The 15,952-nt window shown below is 73.4% G+C and carries 16 protein-coding genes; 10 read left to right on the top strand and 6 right to left on the bottom strand.

Going from position 1 to position 15,952, the window contains the following annotated elements:
• Positions 1-75: 75 nt before the first annotated feature.
• Both AB0I79_RS49120 and AB0I79_RS49115 read left to right on the top strand, forming a co-directional pair.
• Positions 76-648 carry a winged helix-turn-helix domain-containing protein gene (locus AB0I79_RS49120; RefSeq protein WP_357889283.1) on the top strand — a complete coding sequence of 191 codons (573 nt, stop codon included), beginning with the start codon at positions 76-78 and terminating at the stop codon, positions 646-648.
• A complete protein-coding gene (locus AB0I79_RS49115; protein WP_357889280.1) occupies positions 645-1,943 on the top strand; it encodes an MFS transporter in 1,299 nt (432 codons plus the stop codon). The genes AB0I79_RS49120 and AB0I79_RS49115 overlap by 4 nt, the downstream gene beginning before the upstream one ends.
• Here AB0I79_RS49115 and AB0I79_RS49110 read toward each other — a convergent pair.
• The 3 genes from AB0I79_RS49110 to AB0I79_RS49100 all read right to left on the bottom strand — a co-directional run bounded on the left by AB0I79_RS49110 (position 1,933) and on the right by AB0I79_RS49100 (position 6,079).
• The gene (locus tag AB0I79_RS49110) at positions 1,933-3,561 is read right to left on the bottom strand and encodes a hydantoinase B/oxoprolinase family protein (protein ID WP_357889277.1); all 1,629 of its coding nucleotides are present in this window, start codon (positions 3,559-3,561) and stop codon (positions 1,933-1,935) included. The two genes, AB0I79_RS49115 and AB0I79_RS49110, sit on opposite strands and share 11 nt — an antisense overlap.
• Positions 3,558-5,609: a hydantoinase/oxoprolinase family protein gene (locus AB0I79_RS49105; RefSeq protein ID WP_357889274.1), complete on the bottom strand. Its 2,052-nt coding sequence runs from the start codon at positions 5,607-5,609 to the stop codon at positions 3,558-3,560. The genes AB0I79_RS49110 and AB0I79_RS49105 overlap by 4 nt, the downstream gene beginning before the upstream one ends.
• An 83-nt stretch (positions 5,610-5,692) precedes the next feature.
• Complete coding sequence (locus AB0I79_RS49100) at positions 5,693-6,079, bottom strand: hypothetical protein (RefSeq protein ID WP_357889271.1); 387 nt, start codon at positions 6,077-6,079, stop codon at positions 5,693-5,695.
• A gap of 80 nt (positions 6,080-6,159) precedes the next feature.
• On the opposite strand from AB0I79_RS49100, the gene AB0I79_RS49095 reads away from it, so the two are divergent.
• Positions 6,160-6,780: a YigZ family protein gene (locus tag AB0I79_RS49095; protein WP_253742636.1), complete on the top strand. Its 621-nt coding sequence runs from the start codon at positions 6,160-6,162 to the stop codon at positions 6,778-6,780.
• 11 nt (positions 6,781-6,791) lie between these two features.
• On the opposite strand, the gene AB0I79_RS49090 is transcribed toward AB0I79_RS49095, so the two are convergent.
• Positions 6,792-8,021, bottom strand: a complete 1,230-nt coding sequence (locus AB0I79_RS49090) for an isochorismate synthase (RefSeq protein ID WP_357889268.1) — start codon at positions 8,019-8,021, stop codon at positions 6,792-6,794.
• 218 nt (positions 8,022-8,239) lie between these two features.
• Here AB0I79_RS49090 and AB0I79_RS49085 point away from each other — a divergent pair, with 218 nt between their 5' ends.
• Positions 8,240-9,079 carry a GDSL-type esterase/lipase family protein gene (locus AB0I79_RS49085; RefSeq protein ID WP_357889265.1) on the top strand — a complete coding sequence of 280 codons (840 nt, stop codon included), beginning with the start codon at positions 8,240-8,242 and terminating at the stop codon, positions 9,077-9,079.
• On the opposite strand, the gene AB0I79_RS49080 is transcribed toward AB0I79_RS49085, so the two are convergent.
• Positions 9,076-9,789 (bottom strand): HNH endonuclease family protein, encoded by a 714-nt coding sequence (locus tag AB0I79_RS49080; protein WP_357889262.1) that lies wholly within the window; start codon positions 9,787-9,789, stop codon positions 9,076-9,078. The genes AB0I79_RS49085 and AB0I79_RS49080 overlap by 4 nt on opposite strands.
• A 72-nt stretch (positions 9,790-9,861) precedes the next feature.
• On the opposite strand from AB0I79_RS49080, the gene AB0I79_RS49075 reads away from it, so the two are divergent.
• The 6 genes from AB0I79_RS49075 to AB0I79_RS49050 all read left to right on the top strand — a co-directional run bounded on the left by AB0I79_RS49075 (position 9,862) and on the right by AB0I79_RS49050 (position 14,418).
• Positions 9,862-10,326, top strand: a complete 465-nt coding sequence (locus AB0I79_RS49075; RefSeq protein ID WP_357889260.1) for a CrcB family protein — start codon at positions 9,862-9,864, stop codon at positions 10,324-10,326.
• Positions 10,323-10,679, top strand: a complete 357-nt coding sequence (gene crcB / locus AB0I79_RS49070) for a fluoride efflux transporter CrcB (RefSeq protein ID WP_357889258.1) — start codon at positions 10,323-10,325, stop codon at positions 10,677-10,679. Before AB0I79_RS49075 ends, crcB begins: the two co-directional genes overlap by 4 nt.
• 20 nt (positions 10,680-10,699) lie before the next feature.
• Complete coding sequence (locus AB0I79_RS49065; protein ID WP_357889255.1) at positions 10,700-11,338, top strand: hypothetical protein; 639 nt, start codon at positions 10,700-10,702, stop codon at positions 11,336-11,338.
• Positions 11,339-11,587: 249 nt separating this feature from the next.
• Complete coding sequence (locus tag AB0I79_RS49060) at positions 11,588-12,418, top strand: class I SAM-dependent methyltransferase (RefSeq protein WP_357889252.1); 831 nt, start codon at positions 11,588-11,590, stop codon at positions 12,416-12,418.
• Complete coding sequence (locus tag AB0I79_RS49055; protein WP_357889249.1) at positions 12,415-13,458, top strand: class I SAM-dependent methyltransferase; 1,044 nt, start codon at positions 12,415-12,417, stop codon at positions 13,456-13,458. Before AB0I79_RS49060 ends, AB0I79_RS49055 begins: the two co-directional genes overlap by 4 nt.
• A 39-nt stretch (positions 13,459-13,497) precedes the next feature.
• Positions 13,498-14,418, top strand: coding sequence for a trypsin-like peptidase domain-containing protein (locus tag AB0I79_RS49050; protein ID WP_357889246.1), 921 nt, complete (start codon positions 13,498-13,500; stop codon positions 14,416-14,418).
• A gap of 142 nt (positions 14,419-14,560) precedes the next feature.
• Here AB0I79_RS49050 and AB0I79_RS49045 read toward each other — a convergent pair whose 3' ends face one another.
• The gene (locus AB0I79_RS49045; protein WP_357889243.1) at positions 14,561-15,751 is read right to left on the bottom strand and encodes a glycosyltransferase family 4 protein; all 1,191 of its coding nucleotides are present in this window, start codon (positions 15,749-15,751) and stop codon (positions 14,561-14,563) included.
• Between the last annotated feature and the right edge of the window lie 201 nt (positions 15,752-15,952).

Below are 15,952 nucleotides of genomic sequence, written 5' to 3'. Positions count from 1 at the left end.
GGACAACGCTAACCGCAAACACTTCTTCGCGAACAACTCTTTGCGAAGAACTGTTTGCGGTCTAGTCTCCAGATCATGAGCGAACCCGACAAGAGCGTCGTCGTCCTCGACGCGCGCGGCCTGCGGGCCCTGGCCCACCCCGTGCGTGTCCAGCTCGTGGACCTGCTGCGCAAGCACGGCCCGTCCACCGCCACCCGGCTGGCCGAGCGCCTGGGGGTGAACTCGGGAACGGCCAGCTACCACCTGCGCAGGCTCGGCGCGGCCGGGTTCGTCGAGGAGGACGTCGAACGCGGCAACGCGCGCGAGCGGTGGTGGCGCTCGGTGCACCGCATCACCCGGCTGACGGGTGAGGAGCTGGCCGAGCGCGAGCCGGAGGCGGTGCTGGCGTACATGCAGTCCGTCGCCGCCCTGTACAACATGCGCACCCAGCAGGCGCTCAACGAGATGCAGACCATGTCCAGGGAGTGGCGCGGCGTGCTGGACCTCAGCTCGTACGCGCTGCGCCTGACCCCGGAGGAGGGGCGGCGGCTGCGCGCGGACCTGGGCGAGGTGATCTCCCGTTACCGCCGGGACGAGCCCGATGCGCAGGCGCCCGACGACGCGGTCCGGGTCTCGCTCATCACCCAGGTCCTGCCGGACCCGGCATGAGGTCGCGCTCCCTGGCCGGGGTGCTGGCGGCCATCACGGTGGCGCTGACCGGGACGCGGGTGTCGGCCATCGCGCTGCCCTGGTTCGTGTACGTGAGCACCGGGAGCGCGGTGCACACGGGGATGGTGGCGTTCGCCGAGATGGCGCCGTACGTGCTGGTCAAGGCGCTGGCCGGGCCGATGCTCGACCGGGTGGGGCCGCGGCGCGTCTCCTGGATCGCCGACGTGGTGAGCGCGGCGGCGGCCGGCACGGTCGTCCTGCTGCACGTGCTCGGCGTGCTGCCGCTGGGCGCGCTCGTCCCGCTCGTCGCGATGATCGGCGCGGCCCGCGGGCCGGGCGACCTGGCCAAGGAGATCATGATCCCGGAGGCGGCCGAGCGCGGGCGGGTGCCGCTGGAGCGGGCCACCGGTCTCATGGGCGTCACCGAACGGCTGGCCCAGACGGTGGGGCCCGCGGCCGGGGGCGTGATCGTCGTGGCGCTCGGGCCGATGACGAGCCTGGGGGTGAGCGCCGGATGCTTCGCGCTGGGCTCGCTGATCGTGGCCTGGGCGCTGCCGCGCGGCATGGGGCAGGGGGCGCCGGCGCGGGCGGAGGGGGAGCGGGAGGGGTACTGGCGGCGGTTCGGGAAGGGGGCGGCGTTCCTGCGCGGCCAGCCGCTGCTGCTCGCCCTGATCGTCGTGGTCGGCGTCACGAACCTGCTCGACGCGGCCTTCTCCCAGGTGCTCGCGCCCGTGTGGGCCAAGGAGTCCGGCCACGGGCCCGCCGTGGCCGGACTGAACAGCGGCGTGATGGGCCTGACGGCGGTCGGCGGGAGCCTGGTCGCGGCGGCGGTGGCGCACCGGATGCGGCGGCGGCCGGTGTTCTTCGTGGCGTTCCTGCTGGCCGGGCCGCCGCGGTTCCTGATTCTGGCCGCCGACCTGCCGGTGTGGGGGATCGTGGCCGTGTTCGCGGTGAGCGGGTTCGCCGGGGGGTTCTTGAACCCGATCCTGGGGGCGATCACGTACGAGCGGGTGCCGCGCGGGCTGCTGGGCCGGGTGGGCGCGCTGCAGACCTCGCTGGCCTGGGCCGGCATCCCCGTCGGTGGCCTGCTGGCCGGGGCGGCGGTGTCGCTGGCGGGCCTGGCGCCGGTCCTGCTGGCCTGCGGCGTCGCCTACGCCCTGGCCACGGGCGTGACCGGCCTGCGCCCGGAATGGCGGGAGATGGACCGGCGCCGCGGCCGCTCCGCCACCCCGGCGCCGGCGGAGAGCACCGGGGCGGCGCTCGGCCCGCAGCCGAGGGGCGGGGTCAGCGGGTGATCATGCCCTGGGCCAGGTCGGCCGCGGCCGCCTCCGGCGTGCGCAGCTCGGGCGGCCCGTAGCCGCCGCCACCGCCCGACTCGCACCGCAGCACGTCCCCCGCCCGCACCGGCAGCGCGTTGGCCTTGAGCATCTCCCGCTCCCCGTCGGTCCCCGGGTTGAGCGTGACGCGCGGGGGAGCGCCCGCCAGGCCGCCCGCCAGCCCCCACGCGGGGGTGACCGACCGCTCGAACCACAGCGACAACGACGTGTCCCCGCAGAACTCGTACTCCCGCACCACCCCGTTCCCGCCCCGCCACCGCCCGGCCCCGCCGGTGTCCGGCCGGACCTCGTAGCGGGTGACGCGGACCGGGAACAGCGTCTCCAGCACCTCGATCGGCATGTCCCGCAGCGACCCGTTGACGTTGTTGATCAGGCAGCTCTCGCCGTCGCCGCCCTCCCAGGCGCCCCAGCCGCCGACCGTGGCCTCCTGCGAGACGTACAGCTTGCCGGTGCGCGGGTCCGTCCCGGTGAACTGCACGATCATCGAGTCCCCGTACGAGGCCGCCGCCGCCTTGTCCGGCATCGCCCGCGCCAGGGCCTTGACCACGAGGTCGATGAGCAGCCCCAGGTGCGAGTAGTAGTACTGGCAGGCGGCCGGCGACTCGGCGGCCAGCATCGAGCCCGGCCTGGTCTCCACCGACAGCGGCCGGAACGAGCCCCCGTTCAGCGGCACGTCGCCGGAGACCAGCAGCTTGTAGCCGACCCGCACGGCCGCCACCGCCTGCGCCGCGCCGCAGTTGACCGGGCCGAGCGCCTGGTCGGCGCAGTCGGTGAGGTCCACGTGCATGCTCTCGCCGGACACCGTGACCGTCACGTTCACCGGCAGCGGCGTGGCCAGGTCGATGCCGTCGTTGTCGAGGAACCCCGACGCCTCGTACACCCCGTCGGGGACGGCCGCGATGGCCGCCCGCTCCATGCGCTCGGTCTGGGCGAAGATCTCGTCGCGGGCCGCCAGCACCGTCCGCAGCCCCCACCGGCCGACGATCTCCTTCAGCCGCCGCTGCCCGGTCATCGCGCAGCTCACCTGGGCCCGCAGGTCGCCGAGCGTGGCGGCCGGGAACCGTACGTTGCGGGAGATGACCTCGTGCAGGTCGCGGCAGGGCTCGCCGCCCGCGTACACCTTCACCGGGCCCAGCCGCAGGCCCTCCTGGAAGATCGAGGTGGAGTCCATGGAGCCGCCCGGGTCCTTGGAGCCGACGTCCAGCCAGTGCGCCCGCGACGCGGCGAACCCGGCCAGTTCCCCGTCGGCGAAGATCGGCCCGTAGACGGTGACGTCGTTGAGGTGGGTGCCGCCGATGTAGGAGTCGTTAAGCACCCACACGTCGCCCTCCTGCCAGACCTCCCGCCCGTACAGGCGCTCGGTCTCGCGGGTGCACACCTCCAGGTTGCCCAGGAAGATCGGCAGCCCGGACGACTGGCCGAGCACGTTGTGGTCGCGGTCGAGCAGCGCGACCGCGCAGTCCTTGGCCTCGTAGATGACGGGGGTGTAGGAGCTGCGGATGAGGGTGGTGTTCATGTCCTCCGCCGCCTGCAGCAGCGCGCAGCGGATGATCTCGGTGGTGACGGGGTCGATCACGTGTTCACTTTCAGGATGAGGAAGCCGTTGTCGTCCACGGTGGCCAGGCAGCCGGGCGGGATGACCGTGGTCGCGGTCTCCTCCACCACGATCGCGGGCCCGGCCAGCTCGCCGTCCAGGCAGGCGCGGCGCAGCACGGGGGTGCGGTGCACCTCGCCGTCGAAGATCACGTCCCGGACGTCCGGAGCGTGCTGCTCAGGGACGCCGGCGGCCGGGGCGGCGGTGCGCGGGAACGAGCCGAACCCGGTGCTGCGCAGCATGACGAACTCCACCGGCGCCTCCGGCGTGGCGTGCCCGTACCGCGCGGTGTGCGCCTCGGCGTAGCGGGCCGCGATCTCCGCCAGGAAGTCGGGCTCGGCCGGCTCGGCCGCGTCGCGCAGCGGGATGGTGAGCGTGTAGTCCTGGCCCTCGTACCGCATGTCCACGGCGTGCTCCACCCGCCGCCGCTCCTCCGGGACGCCCTGCCCGGCGAGCGCGTCGAGCGCATCCCGCTCCAAAGTCACAAGATTTCCGGACATGTCGGAGCCGTCGAGCGTGTCCTGCGGCCGGAAGTACGGATGCGTCAGATCCCTGCGCACCTCCGCCTCCAGCATCCCCCACGCCGAGAACGCCCCCGGGAAGCGCGGCACCACCACCTCGGAGATCCCCAGCTCGCGCGCGATGAACGCCGCGTGCATCGCCCCCGCGCCCCCGAACGCCACCAGCGCGAACTCCCGCGGCTCCACCCCGTGCTCCACGGTCAGCGTGCGGATCGCCTGCGCCATCTTGGCGTTGGCCACGTCGCAGATGCCCTCGGCCAGCGCCAGCGGATCGAGCCGCAGCTCCCCGGCCAGCTCCGCGACCGCGACCCCGGCGGCCTCCACGTCCAGCGTCATCAGCCCGCCGGCGAACCACGCCGGATCCACCCGCCCGAGCACCACGTTCGCGTCGGTGACGGTCGGCCGCGTGCCGCCCCTGCCGTAGCAGGCGGGCCCCGGCACCGCGCCGGCCGACTCCGGGCCGACCCGCAGCGCGCCCGCCTCGGCGTAGGCGAGGGAGCCGCCGCCCGCGCCGATCGTGTGCAGGTTCACGATGGGCATCAGCACCGGGTACCCCTCGATGCGCGCCTCGCTGTTGACGTCCGGACGCCCGTCCACGACCAGCGACACGTCGAACGACGTGCCGCCCATGTCCACGCAGATCACATTGCCCCGGCTCGCCCCGCCGACGCCGGGCCCGCGTCCGAGGAGCCGGGAGGCGGCCACGCCGCCCATCGTCCCGCCGACCGGCCCCGACAGCAGCGTCTGCAGCGGGCGGCGCATCGCGTACGAGGCGTTGACCAGCCCGCCCGACGACTGCATCACGTGCACCGGCACGGCCAGCCCGCGCTCGGAGAAGCGCCGCTCGATCCCGGCCAGGTACCGGCGCACCACCGGCCCGGTGTACGCCTCCAGCACCGCCGACGACGTGCGCTCGTACTCCCGCCACTCCCGCGCCACCTCGTGCGAGAGCACCACCAGCACGTCCTCGCCCAGCTCGGCCCGCAGGATCTCGCCAGCCCTGACCTCGTGCGCCGGGTTGACGTAGGAGAACAGCAGGCACACCGCCACCGCGTCGAACCCCTCGGCCCGCGCCCGCCGCGCCGCCGCCCGCACCGACTCCTCGTCCAGCGGCGCCAGCTCCCGCCCCCGGTAGTCGAGCCGGCCGCCCGCCTCCATGACGTCCTGGCGCGGCACCAGCGGCGCCGGCTTGCGGTAACGCAGGTCGAACATGCGGTCCCGGTTGCCCCTGGCGATCTGGTAGACGTCCCGGCCACCCCGGCTCGCCAGCAGCAGCACGCGGGCGCCCTTGCGCTCCAGCAGCGCGTTGAGCCCCTGGGTGGTGCCGTGCACGAAGAACGAGATGCCCGCCGGATCGTCGACGACCCGGCCGAGCGCGGCGAACACACCCTCGGCCAGATCCCCCGGCGTGGTGGGCGCCTTCGAGGCCGTGACGGCACCGGACAGCTCGTCGTAGCAGACGACGTCCGTGAAGGTGCCGCCGATGTCCATGGCGACGCGATAGCTCATGCGGTGAACCGTACGAGGCGGCGGCGCCCGCCCCGATGTGCGGGGCGCACATCCCGCGGCGAGCGGCAGTGCATCCCGCAGGGTCAGCCGATCCGGTTGCCGTCCCCGGTGACGATCACGCCGCTGGTGCGGCCCCTCATCGCCACCGGCCGGTCCCCGGAGGCGGTGACCGCCACCCGGGAGAGCATCGCGGCCACCTCCCGCCGCAACAGCGGGTCCGCCCGGAACTCCTCGATGATCGCGCTCCGCAACGCGGCCCGGCCTGACTCGTCGTCGGGCTTGGCGCCGGCCACGCGGCCGATCACCTGGTGGGCCTGCGCGTCTCCCCGTCCGAAGACCCGTTGCAGGATGCGCGAGCCGCGGGCCACCTCGGTGTCCGCGGCCAGCTCGCTGGTCTTGGCCAGCACGCCGGTGCCGTAGGCGTCGATCGCCGCCGTGACGAAGGGCATGATGTCGTCCGCAGTGTCCATGAGACCCTCCCATAGGTCCTTATGGAATGACGAGATCGTAGCTCCCATAGTTCCGGCGGCGAGGGCATACCCTTGCGACTGTGCCTGCCTCGTACCTGACATTGAAGACCGTCGTCGAGCACGAGACGGAGGCGCGGCGCTCGCGCTTCATCTGCGCCCTGGCCCCGGCGCGCACCGTCGAGGAGGCCGCGGCGTTCATCGCCGGGCGCCGCCGCGAGCATCCCGCGGCCACCCACAACTGCACCGCGTACGTGATCGGCGAGCGCATCCAGAAGGGCGACGACGACGGCGAGCCCGGCGGCACCGCGGGCACGCCCATGGTGCAGGCGCTGGTGGGCAGGGGGTTCAGCGACGTGGTGGCGGTGGTGACGCGGTACTTCGGCGGCACCCTGCTGGGGGCGGGCGGGCTGGTGCGCGCCTACGGCTCGGCGGTCACCGAGACGCTCGACCGGGCCGAGCCCGTGCGCATGGTCCCGGCCAAGCTGGTGCGCGTGGCGGTCGCGCACGACCAGGCCGGGCGGGTGGAGAACGACCTGCGGGCCTCCCGCCACGCGGTGCGGGAGGTGACGTACGCGGGCGAGGTCACGTTCGACGTCGCGGTGGGCGACGACGAGGTGCCCGCGTTCGCCGACTGGGTGGCCACGCTGACGGCCGGCCGGGCCCGCGTGGAGCTCGGCGACGACCTCCACGTGCCCGCCTGACCCGTTCGCGGTCAGCCCTCCAGGGCGTACTGCATGACGCGGAACTTCGCCTGCGCCTCGGCCAGCTCGGCCGCCGGGTCGGAGTCGCCCATGATCCCGCCGCCCGCGAACAGCCGCGCCCGCCGCCCCTGCACCAGCCCGGAACGCAGCGCGATGCCCCACTCGCCGTCGCCGTTGGCGTCGATCCAGCCCACGGGGCCGGCGTAGCCGGCGCGGTCCATGCCCTCCAGCTCGCGGATGACCTGGATCGCCGTCTTCGTCGGGGTGCCGCCGACGGCCGCCGTCGGATGCATGGCCGCCACCACGTCCAGCACCGACGCCCCGTCGGCCAGCCGCCCGGTGACGTGGCTGGCCAGGTGCTGCACGTTCGGCAGCACGAGCAGCTCAGGCTCGTCGGGCGTGGTCAGCGAGGAGCACAGCGGCGACAGCGTCTGGCGCACGGAGGCGATCGCGCACTCGTGCTCGTGCCGGTCCTTCGCCGAGGCGAACAGCGCCGCCCCGCGCGCCAGGTCGTCGGCCGGGCCCGTGCCCCGCGCGGTCGTGCCGGCCAGCACCAGCGACTCGATCTCCTGCCCCGTGCGCCGGATCAGCAGCTCCGGCGTCGCGCCGACCAGCCCCGCCACCGAGAACGTGTAGCACTCGGGGTAGCGGGCGGCCAGCCTGGACAGCAGCAGCCGCACGTCGATCGGCCGCTCCGCGGTGGCGACCAGGTCGCGCGCCAGCACCACCTTCTCCAGCTCGCCCTCGCGGATGCGCCGCGCCGCGCGCGCCACGACGTGCTCCCACTCGGGCGCGGTCAGGCTGCCGTCGCCGTAGCTGATCCGGCCCGGGTCGCGGACCGGGGTGAACGTCTCCAGCGGCGCGTCGCCGATCGTGGTCAGCCAGGCGTGGCCGTCGCGGCGGGCGAGCACGGCCCGCGGGACCACGAGGACGGAGCCGTGGGCGTCCTCGTCGAAGGTGAAGCTGCCGAAGGCGACCGCGCCGGAGCCGGGGGTGCGCACGTCGTCGTGCACCTGCGCGTCCCCGAGCACGGTGGCCAGCCACCGGCGGGCCCAGGCGAACCTGCCGGGCCCCGGCGGTACGGCCACACGGGCGGCCTCTCCCCAGCCGACTAGGCCCTCTCCGTTCCTGATCCACGCGTAAGGGGCCGTCCGGGGGAGGGAAGCCAGCAGGTCACCGGGGTCGCCGACAGGGGTGGTGCGAACCGGCAGCGGGCGGGTTGTTCCGAGCGCGACACTCACCCAAGACACTCTATGCGGGAACTGAACACGTTCGACTCGGACCCCCGTGAATGCGCGGTTACGGGCAAAGAACCCAGAAAAAACCGGATGCCAAGGAGTATTGGGACGGACCCTATCCGGTCCGGTCTGTCAAGCGGCGATATGAAGTCGGTCCTGAACTGGCAGACCTCGCCCCGAGGTCATGGTGGGCCGCTGATCGGCTCCCTAACTTGGAGCCCATGATCGCTCGCCTGGGGCCCGTCCTGGCCACCGCCGTCGTGCTCACCGCTTCGGGCACTCTCCCCGCCGCCGCCTCCTCCGCCCAGCCCGTCCCCAGCGTCATGGCCGCGCTCGGAGACTCCATCTCCACCGGCTTCAACGCCTGCGGCTGGTACGTCTCCTGCGCCGCCCGCTCCTGGTCCACCGGCGACAGCGGCGAGGTGAGCAGCCACTACGCCCGCCTCACCGAGCTGTCTGGAACGCTCCAGAAGCACAACCTCAACTTCGCCGTCCCCGGCGCCACCAGCGCCGACCTGCTCGGCCAGATGAGGAAGGCCGTCGCGGCCAAGGCCGACTACGTGACGATTCTCATAGGCGCCCAGGACGCCTGCACCCGTACCGAGCAGTCGATGACCCCCGTCGGCACCTACCGGCGGCGCCTGGACGCGGCGCTGGCCGAGCTGCGCTCCGGCGTGCCGGGGGCCAGGGTGCTCATCGCCAGCGTCCCCGACGTGCGGCGGTTGTGGCAGGTCGGCAAGGACAACGCGCTGGCCCGCACGTTCTGGGCGACCGGCCGCATCTGCCAGTCCATGCTGGCCGCCCCCACCTCGACCCGGCGCGCCGACGACCAGCGCCGGGCCAGGGTGCGGGCCCGCGTGATCGCCTACAACCGCGCCGCCGCCGGGGCCTGCGCCGCGTACGGCCGCAACTGCCGCACCGACGGGGGAGCGGTGTTCTCCTACCCGTTCACCCTCGACCACGTCAGCAAGTGGGACTACTTCCACCCCAACACGGCCGGGCAGCGGGTGCTGGCCGAGCGCACCTACGCGCGCGGCTTCACCTGGCTCGACCCGCGCTAGCGGCACTGCGCGAGCATGGTCCTCTTGTCGGCCGAGGTGACGGGGATGTCGTACTTGAGCGACACCTGGGCCCACCGGGTGACGTAGGCGCACCGCACGGCCCGCCGGGGCGGCAGCCAGCTCGCCGGCCCCGAGGCGTCCTTCTGCTCGTTGGCCTCGCCGTCCACGGGCAGGAGGTTCAGCGGGTCGTTGGCGAAGTCCAGCCGCTTGGACATCGGCCACCGCGGCGCGCCCATCCGCCACCCGTAGTTCAGCGGCACCACGTGGTCGACCTGCACCTCGTCGGCGTTGTCCTTGTGCCAGTGGATCAGCCGCCCGGTGTAGGGGTCGGTCAGCTCCATCGACACGACCTCGCAGCTCGACCCGGCCCTGAACTTCACGTTCTGCCCGTCGCGGGCCAGCAGGTCGTCACGGGTGCGGCAGCCGTTGCGCGCGTACGGCACCCCGGTCGCGCTGTCGGCCCAGTTCTCCCCGTACCGGGTGCGCGCGTAACCGGTGTTGGGGCCGAACCCCTTCACCCGCAGCCGCTTGATGAGCCCCCGCGCCTCGGACCTGTCGGCGTCGGAGATGATGGGTGCCAGACCCGGCAGGGTGCCGCTGATGTTGCCCAGAGGGCTGGCCGCCGTCGCAGGCGGGGTCTTGGCGCTGCCGATGAGGGAAACGACGATGATGGCTCCAGCGAGGACCGCGACCGCGTCCTTGGTGCTCAAGCACGCCTCCATGAGCTCCAGGTTGTCTAGAGAAATTCCCGGCATCGCCAGTTTTGACACGGGGAGGGTTGTGTGACTGATCGTCCCATCGATCCGGACGTCGATCTGCACGTGCCGGCGCAGCGGGCCGAGCTGCACTGGCCGGTGCTCGCCGCGATCGCGGCAGGCGGCGCGCTCGGCGCCCTGGCCCGGTACGGCGCGCAGACCGCGCTGCCGAGCGGCCCCGTCGACTTCCCGTGGGCGACGTTCCTGGTCAACGTGTCGGGCTGCCTGCTCATCGGGGTGCTCATGGTGGTGATCACCGAGGTGCGGACCGCCCACCGGCTGGTGCGGCCGTTCCTGGGGGTGGGGGTGCTGGGCGGGTACACGACGTTCTCTACGTACGTGGTGGACGTGCAGCGGGCGGTCGCCGCGGGCGCGCCGGTGACGGGGCTGGTCTACCTGGCCGCCACGATGCTCACGGCGCTCGCTGCGGTGGTGGCGGGCATGTGGCTGACCCGGCGTGCCGCCGCCGTGGCGGGGGCGGGCGCGCGGTGACGGTGCTGCTCATCGTGCTGGGGGCGGCGGTGGGGGCGCCGCTGCGCTACCTGGCGGACCGGGCCGTGCAGGCGCGCCACGACACCGTGTTCCCCTGGGGGACGCTGACGGTCAACGTCGCCGGGTCGGCGCTGCTGGGCTTCCTGGCCGCGCTGCCGGCCGGGAGCGCGGTGTGGGCGCTGGCGGGCACGGGGTTCTGCGGGGCGCTGACGACGTACTCGACGCTGGGGTACGAGACGGTGCGGCTGGTGGAGGAGGGCGCCCGCTTCCACGCGGCCGCCAACGCGGTGGCCAGCGTGGTGGCGGGCCTGGGAGCGGCCTACTGCGGGGCGGCGCTGGCCCAGGCAGTATGATCGCCGGGGAGGGACGACACGTGAGCCATGTGTTAGCGCGGCTGGCGGGGCACGGAGTGACCCTGGTGCCCTGGTGGCCCTACGGCTTCGAGCGCTCTCCCGACACCCCTGGCGTCGTCACCGTCATTCACGGGGCGGGCGAAGCGACGCGCACGGCGGCGGTCGACGTGACCGACGCCCGCACGGTCGAGCACGTCGTCGAGGTGCTCCCCGGCCCCGGCGAGAAGGTCTGGCGGATCGAGACGTCGCAGTACTCGGTGATCTGGCCGGACGCCTTCGCCATCGAGTCCCCGCCGACCGGCGACTCCACCCCGTTCTACCTGTGGGGCCCGGACGAGTCCCTCATCTATCCGCAGGGCCCGCTGGCCCGCGACCGCATCCCGCCGCTCGTCGAGCTGGCCGGCCCCGGCCAGACCATGGTGTCCCAGCAGCGGGACCCCGGGCTGGAGTCGGTGCACCTCGCCTACCGGCACGAGGGCGAGAGCTGGCGTCAATCCCACCATCTGGTGCCCTTCGGTGGGGGCCGCGCGCTCGTCATCACCGCCCAGGCGCTCGCCGCCCACGCCGACCTGACCTGGCAGGCCGCCCAGGCCGTCGCCCGCAGCGTGACGGCGCGCCCGCCCGGCTCCAGCGCGACGGCCGGCCCGCCCCGGCTCTAGAGGGACGGGGGCAACGGGTGGCCCGCCCCGCCTCTAGCGCGATGGCCTCGACGGTCGGCCCGCCCCGGCTCTAGCGCGACGGGCGCGACAGCTGCCCGCGGGCGTCCAGGGCGGCGGACCGCACTGAGCACCGCCGTGCAACACCCGACGGCCGGCCCCAGGGCGGCGTTCGTCGTGACGCTGTCACGGAATCAGGCGCCGAAACCCGCGATGGAACGGAATGTCACGCCTCCAGGGAAGGGAGGCGTGATGGTCGCTGAGGTCTGGTCCGCCGGGGACGCCTACGAGGCGTACGTCGGCCGGTGGAGCCGCCGTGTCGCGGAGGCCTTCGTGCGCTGGCTGGGAGTGCCCGGCGGCGCGCGCTGGCTGGACGCGGGGTGCGGCACGGGAGCGCTGACCGCGGCGATCCTCGCGGTGGCGGAGCCCGCCGAGGTCCTCGGCCTGGACACCTCCGAGGGGTTCCTGGCCGCTGCCCGGGCCCGGGTCACCGATTCCCGCGCCGGCTTCCGCGGCGGCGACATGCGGGCGCTGCCGCTGCCGGCGGGCCGGTTCGACGCCGTGGTCAGCGGGCTGGCGCTCAACTTCGTCCCCGATCCGGGACGCGCGGTGGCGGAGTCGGCCAGGGTCGCCGCGCCGGGCGGCACCGTCGCCGCCTACGTGTGGGACTACGCCGGCGGGATGGAAATGATCAGGCACTTCTGGGACGCCGCCATCGCCCTCGACCCGGCCGCGGCCGGGCTGGACGAGGCACGCCGGTTCCCGCTGTGCCGGCCCGGCGGCCTGCGCGCCCTGTGGACGCGGGCCGGCCTGGACGGCGTGACCGTCCGGGCCATCGGGACGGCCACCACGTTCGCCGGGTTCGACGACTACTGGGGGCCGTTCCTCGGCGGCCAGGGACCGGCGCCCGGTTACGTCACGTCCCTCACCGAGGAACGCCGGCGCGCCCTGCGGGAGTCGCTCCGCGCCCGCCTGCCCGCAGCTCCGGACGGCTCCATCCCGTTGACCGCCGGAGCGTGGGCCGTCCGCGGCACCGCCCATCACCGAACACACAGATCACGACAGGGGAGATCATCGCAATGAACGAAGCACGACTCATGGAGTTCCTCGGCAAGTTCGTCAGCGACGTCGGCGCCACCATGGCGGCGGGCGGAGTCGTGATCGGCGACAAGCTCGGCCTCTACCGGGCACTCGCCGACAAGCCGCAACTGCCGCAGGAGCTGGCAGACCGCACGGGCACGGCCCCGCGTTACGTCGAGGAGTGGCTGCGCGGGCAGGCCGCCGGCGGCTACGTCGAGTACGACGCCGCGACGGGACACTACTCCCTGAGCGAGGAGCAGGCGTACGCGCTCACCGACCCGGACGGCCCCGTGCTCGGCGGCTTCCAGCTCGCCATCGGCGCGCTGAAGGCGGAGCCGCGGATCACCGAGGCGTTCCGCACCGGCAAGGGGCTCGGCTGGCACGAGCACGACGACGACGTGTTCTCCGGCTGCGAGCGCTTCTTCCGGTTCGGGTACACCGCCAACCTCGTCAGCGCCTGGCTGCCCGCGCTCGACGGCGTGGAAGGCGGGCTGCGCGCCGGGATCCGGGTCGCCGACGTCGGATGCGGGCACGGCGCGTCCACCACGCTCATGGCGCGGGCCTTCCCCGCCTCGGCGTTCGTCGGCTGGGACTACCACGGCGCATCCGTCGAGCAGGCCCGCGAGCGGGCGAAGGCTCTCGGGCTCGGCGACCAGGTCGAGTTCCGGGTGGGCAGCGCGCAGAGTTTCGACGGCGGGCCGTACGACCTGGTGACCACGTTCGACGCGCTGCACGACATGGGCGACCCGCTCGGCGCCGCGCGTCAGGTGCGCGGCCGGCTCACCGACGACGGCACCTGGATGATCGTGGAGCCGGCGGCGGGCCGGTCGCTGAGCGAGAACCTCAACCCGGTGGGCCGCGCCTACTACGCGTTCTCGGCATTCCTGTGCGTGCCCAACGCGCTCTCGCAGGAGGGCGGCTACGCCCTCGGCGCCCAGGCGGGCGAGGAGCCGGTACGGCGGCTGGCGGCCGAGGCCGGGTTCAGCCGGTTCCGCCGGGTGGCGGAGACCCCGTTCAACATCGTCTACGAGGCGCGGCCATGAGGAGTTACTGTGTAAGCAAGTAATCATCTGGAGGCTTCCATGGCGGACCCCCTCGACGCCTACTCCCAGGTCGTGTCGTCCGTGGCGGCCGAGCTGCTGCCGAAGGTGGCGAGCGTGCGGACCCGCCAGGGCAGCGGGTCCGCGGTGGTGTTCACCGCAGACAGGTTCCTGCTGACGAACGCGCACGTGGTCGGCTCCGCCCGGTCGGGCACCGTGGCGTTCGCCGACGGGTCCTCCGGCGAGTTCCAGGTGATCGGGCGGGACCCGCTGTCGGATCTGGCCGTGATCAGGGCGCAGGCGGCCACGCCGCCGCCCGCCGAGCTGGGCGACAGCGACGGCCTCGTGGTCGGGCAGCTGGTCGTGGCCGTGGGCAACCCGCTCGGGCTGACCGGGTCGGTCACGGCCGGAGTGGTGTCCGGGCTCGGGCGGTCGCTGCCCGCGCGCAGCGGCTCCAGCATGCGGCTGATCGAGGACGTCATCCAGACCGACGCCGCGCTCAACCCCGGCAACTCCGGCGGGGCGCTGGCCGACTCCCGGGCGCGGGTGGTCGGGATCAGCACGGCGGTGGCGGGGATCGGGGTGGGGCTGGCCGTGCCGATGAACGGCACGACCCGCTCCATCATCGCGGCCCTGATCAGGGACGGCCGGGTCCGGCGGGCGTTCCTCGGGCTGGTGACCTCGCCGGCGCCGCTGCCCGAGGAGCTGCGGCGGCACACCGGGCAGAGCGGGGCGATGCGCGTGGTCGAGGTGGTCCCCGGATCGCCCGCGCACCGGGCCGGGCTGCGCGCCGGCGACCTGGTGCTCAGCGCCGGCCGCAACCCGGTGGCCGACGCGCAGAGCCTGCAGCGGCTGATGTTCGCCGAGGCGATCGGGCGGCCGCTGCCCATCACCGTCCACCGCAACGGCGCGCTCGTGGACGTCATCGCCGAGCCGGTGGAGCTCACCGGCACGGGCGTGTGACGACCCCCGCCCGCCCGCACGTGCAGGGGCGCGGGGCCGTGTCCGGAGGCGCGAGCCTGCGTTCAGGGACGCGGGCCCGCGTTCGGAGGCGCGGGCCCGTGATCAGGGACGCCGGCCCGTGATCAGGGGCACGGTTCTGCGTTCAGGGGCACGGGGGCGGGAGCTCGGTCGCGTCGGCCGGGCGGGACCTGGCGTCGCGGCGGGCCAGCAGGTCGGCCAGCAGCGCGTCCCACTGCTGCCCGATGACGTCCACGTCGTACGTGCGGGCCGTCTCCAGCGCCCGCGCGGCCAGGCCGCGGCGCAGCGGCTCGTCCTCGATGACCCGGATGATCGACTCGGCGAGGTTGGCGTTGGTACGCGGCTTGACCAGCAGCCCGTCCACCTCGTGTGTGATCATCTCCTTGGGCCCGTGCGGGCTGTTGAAGCTGACGATGGCCAGCCCCTTGGCCATGGCCTCCAGGATCGTCATGGGGAAGCCCTCGTGCCGCGAGCTGAGCACGTAGATCGACGCCTTCTCCAGCTCCGCGCCCACGTCGGTGGTGGGTCCCGGCAGCTCGACCTTGCCCTCCAGGCCCGCCTCCGCGATCTGCTGGCGGAGATTGCCCTCCTGCGGCCCGGCCCCGAAGATGCGCAGCTTCCAGTCGGGGTGCGCGGCGGCGACCGTCTCCCAGGCGGTGATCAGCCGGTGGAAGCCCTTGATCCGGGTCATCCTGCCGACCGCCACGGCCACCTTGGTGTCGAGCTTGGACACGTCGCCCGACATCGGTGGCACGGCGTTGGGGATGCGCGCCAGCTTGCGCGGCTTCTTCGGCAGCGTCTCGCGGTAGTCGCGCAGGTCGGCCTTGGTGAGCGTGACCAGCGCGTCGAGGCGGCGGTAACGCCACTTGATCAGCTCCTGGACGGGCTCCGGCTGCGTGCGCAGGGCCACGTGCTCCTGCCCGATCGTGATCACGCCGGGCGGTGCTAACTGGGCCATCGCGAGGTTGAGCCCCGGCCGGGTGGCCATCAGCACGCCGGTGTCGAGCGAGCGGATGAAGCGGGCCAGCTTGAGGTCGGTCCAGAGGTTGAAGCGGTGGTAGGCCGACTCCTCCTTCGGGATGAGCTTGCTCGGCATCTTCGACAACATCGCGCGTACGGGGTCGTGGCCCGGGTTGAGCCGGTCGTCCAGGAAACGGAACTTCACGCGCGGATCGATGGGGAAGAACGGCTCCTCCGCCTCCTTCAAGATGCTGACGATCTCCACGTCGTGCTGCTCGGCCAGGTAACTGGCCAGGTTGAACACGGTCCTGATCGTCCCGCCCATCCCGTGGGCGTGCAGCAGCAGGATGCTCACCCGCTGAGTCGAGGGCGGTGGCGCGCTGCTCGCCTTGCGCCGGTTGTATCCCCGATAGAGCCGTCGCATCGCCGATTTGCCCTTGCGTGCCAGTGCGCGCACCTGACAGATCCCCCTTAGTCGCGGAAGCAGTCTCAACACACGTGGCCGGTGGTGAGAACGGTTGCCTCACCACCGGCCGATCATCTCTCCGTCGGCGGA

The organism is Nonomuraea sp. NPDC050202 (assembly GCF_040656115.1).
In the GTDB taxonomy this organism is placed as follows: domain Bacteria; phylum Actinomycetota; class Actinomycetes; order Streptosporangiales; family Streptosporangiaceae; genus Nonomuraea.
Note: the sequence above shows the minus strand (reverse complement) of the source record. Positions and strands in the feature narration are given on the sequence as shown.

What these genes read in the sequence shown, in the direction of transcription:
- AB0I79_RS49120 (WP_357889283.1), top strand. Translation starts at nt 76, where the DNA reads ATGAGCGAACCCGACAAGAGCGTCGTCGTCCTCGACGCGCGCGGCCTG.
- AB0I79_RS49115 (WP_357889280.1), top strand. Translation starts at nt 645, where the DNA reads ATGAGGTCGCGCTCCCTGGCCGGGGTGCTGGCGGCCATCACGGTGGCG.
- AB0I79_RS49105 (WP_357889274.1), bottom strand. Translation starts at nt 5,609, where the DNA reads ATGAGCTATCGCGTCGCCATGGACATCGGCGGCACCTTCACGGACGTC.
- AB0I79_RS49100 (WP_357889271.1), bottom strand. Translation starts at nt 6,079, where the DNA reads ATGGACACTGCGGACGACATCATGCCCTTCGTCACGGCGGCGATCGAC.
- AB0I79_RS49085 (WP_357889265.1), top strand. Translation starts at nt 8,240, where the DNA reads ATGATCGCTCGCCTGGGGCCCGTCCTGGCCACCGCCGTCGTGCTCACC.
- AB0I79_RS49060 (WP_357889252.1), top strand. Translation starts at nt 11,588, where the DNA reads ATGGTCGCTGAGGTCTGGTCCGCCGGGGACGCCTACGAGGCGTACGTC.
- AB0I79_RS49055 (WP_357889249.1), top strand. Translation starts at nt 12,415, where the DNA reads ATGAACGAAGCACGACTCATGGAGTTCCTCGGCAAGTTCGTCAGCGAC.
- AB0I79_RS49050 (WP_357889246.1), top strand. Translation starts at nt 13,498, where the DNA reads ATGGCGGACCCCCTCGACGCCTACTCCCAGGTCGTGTCGTCCGTGGCG.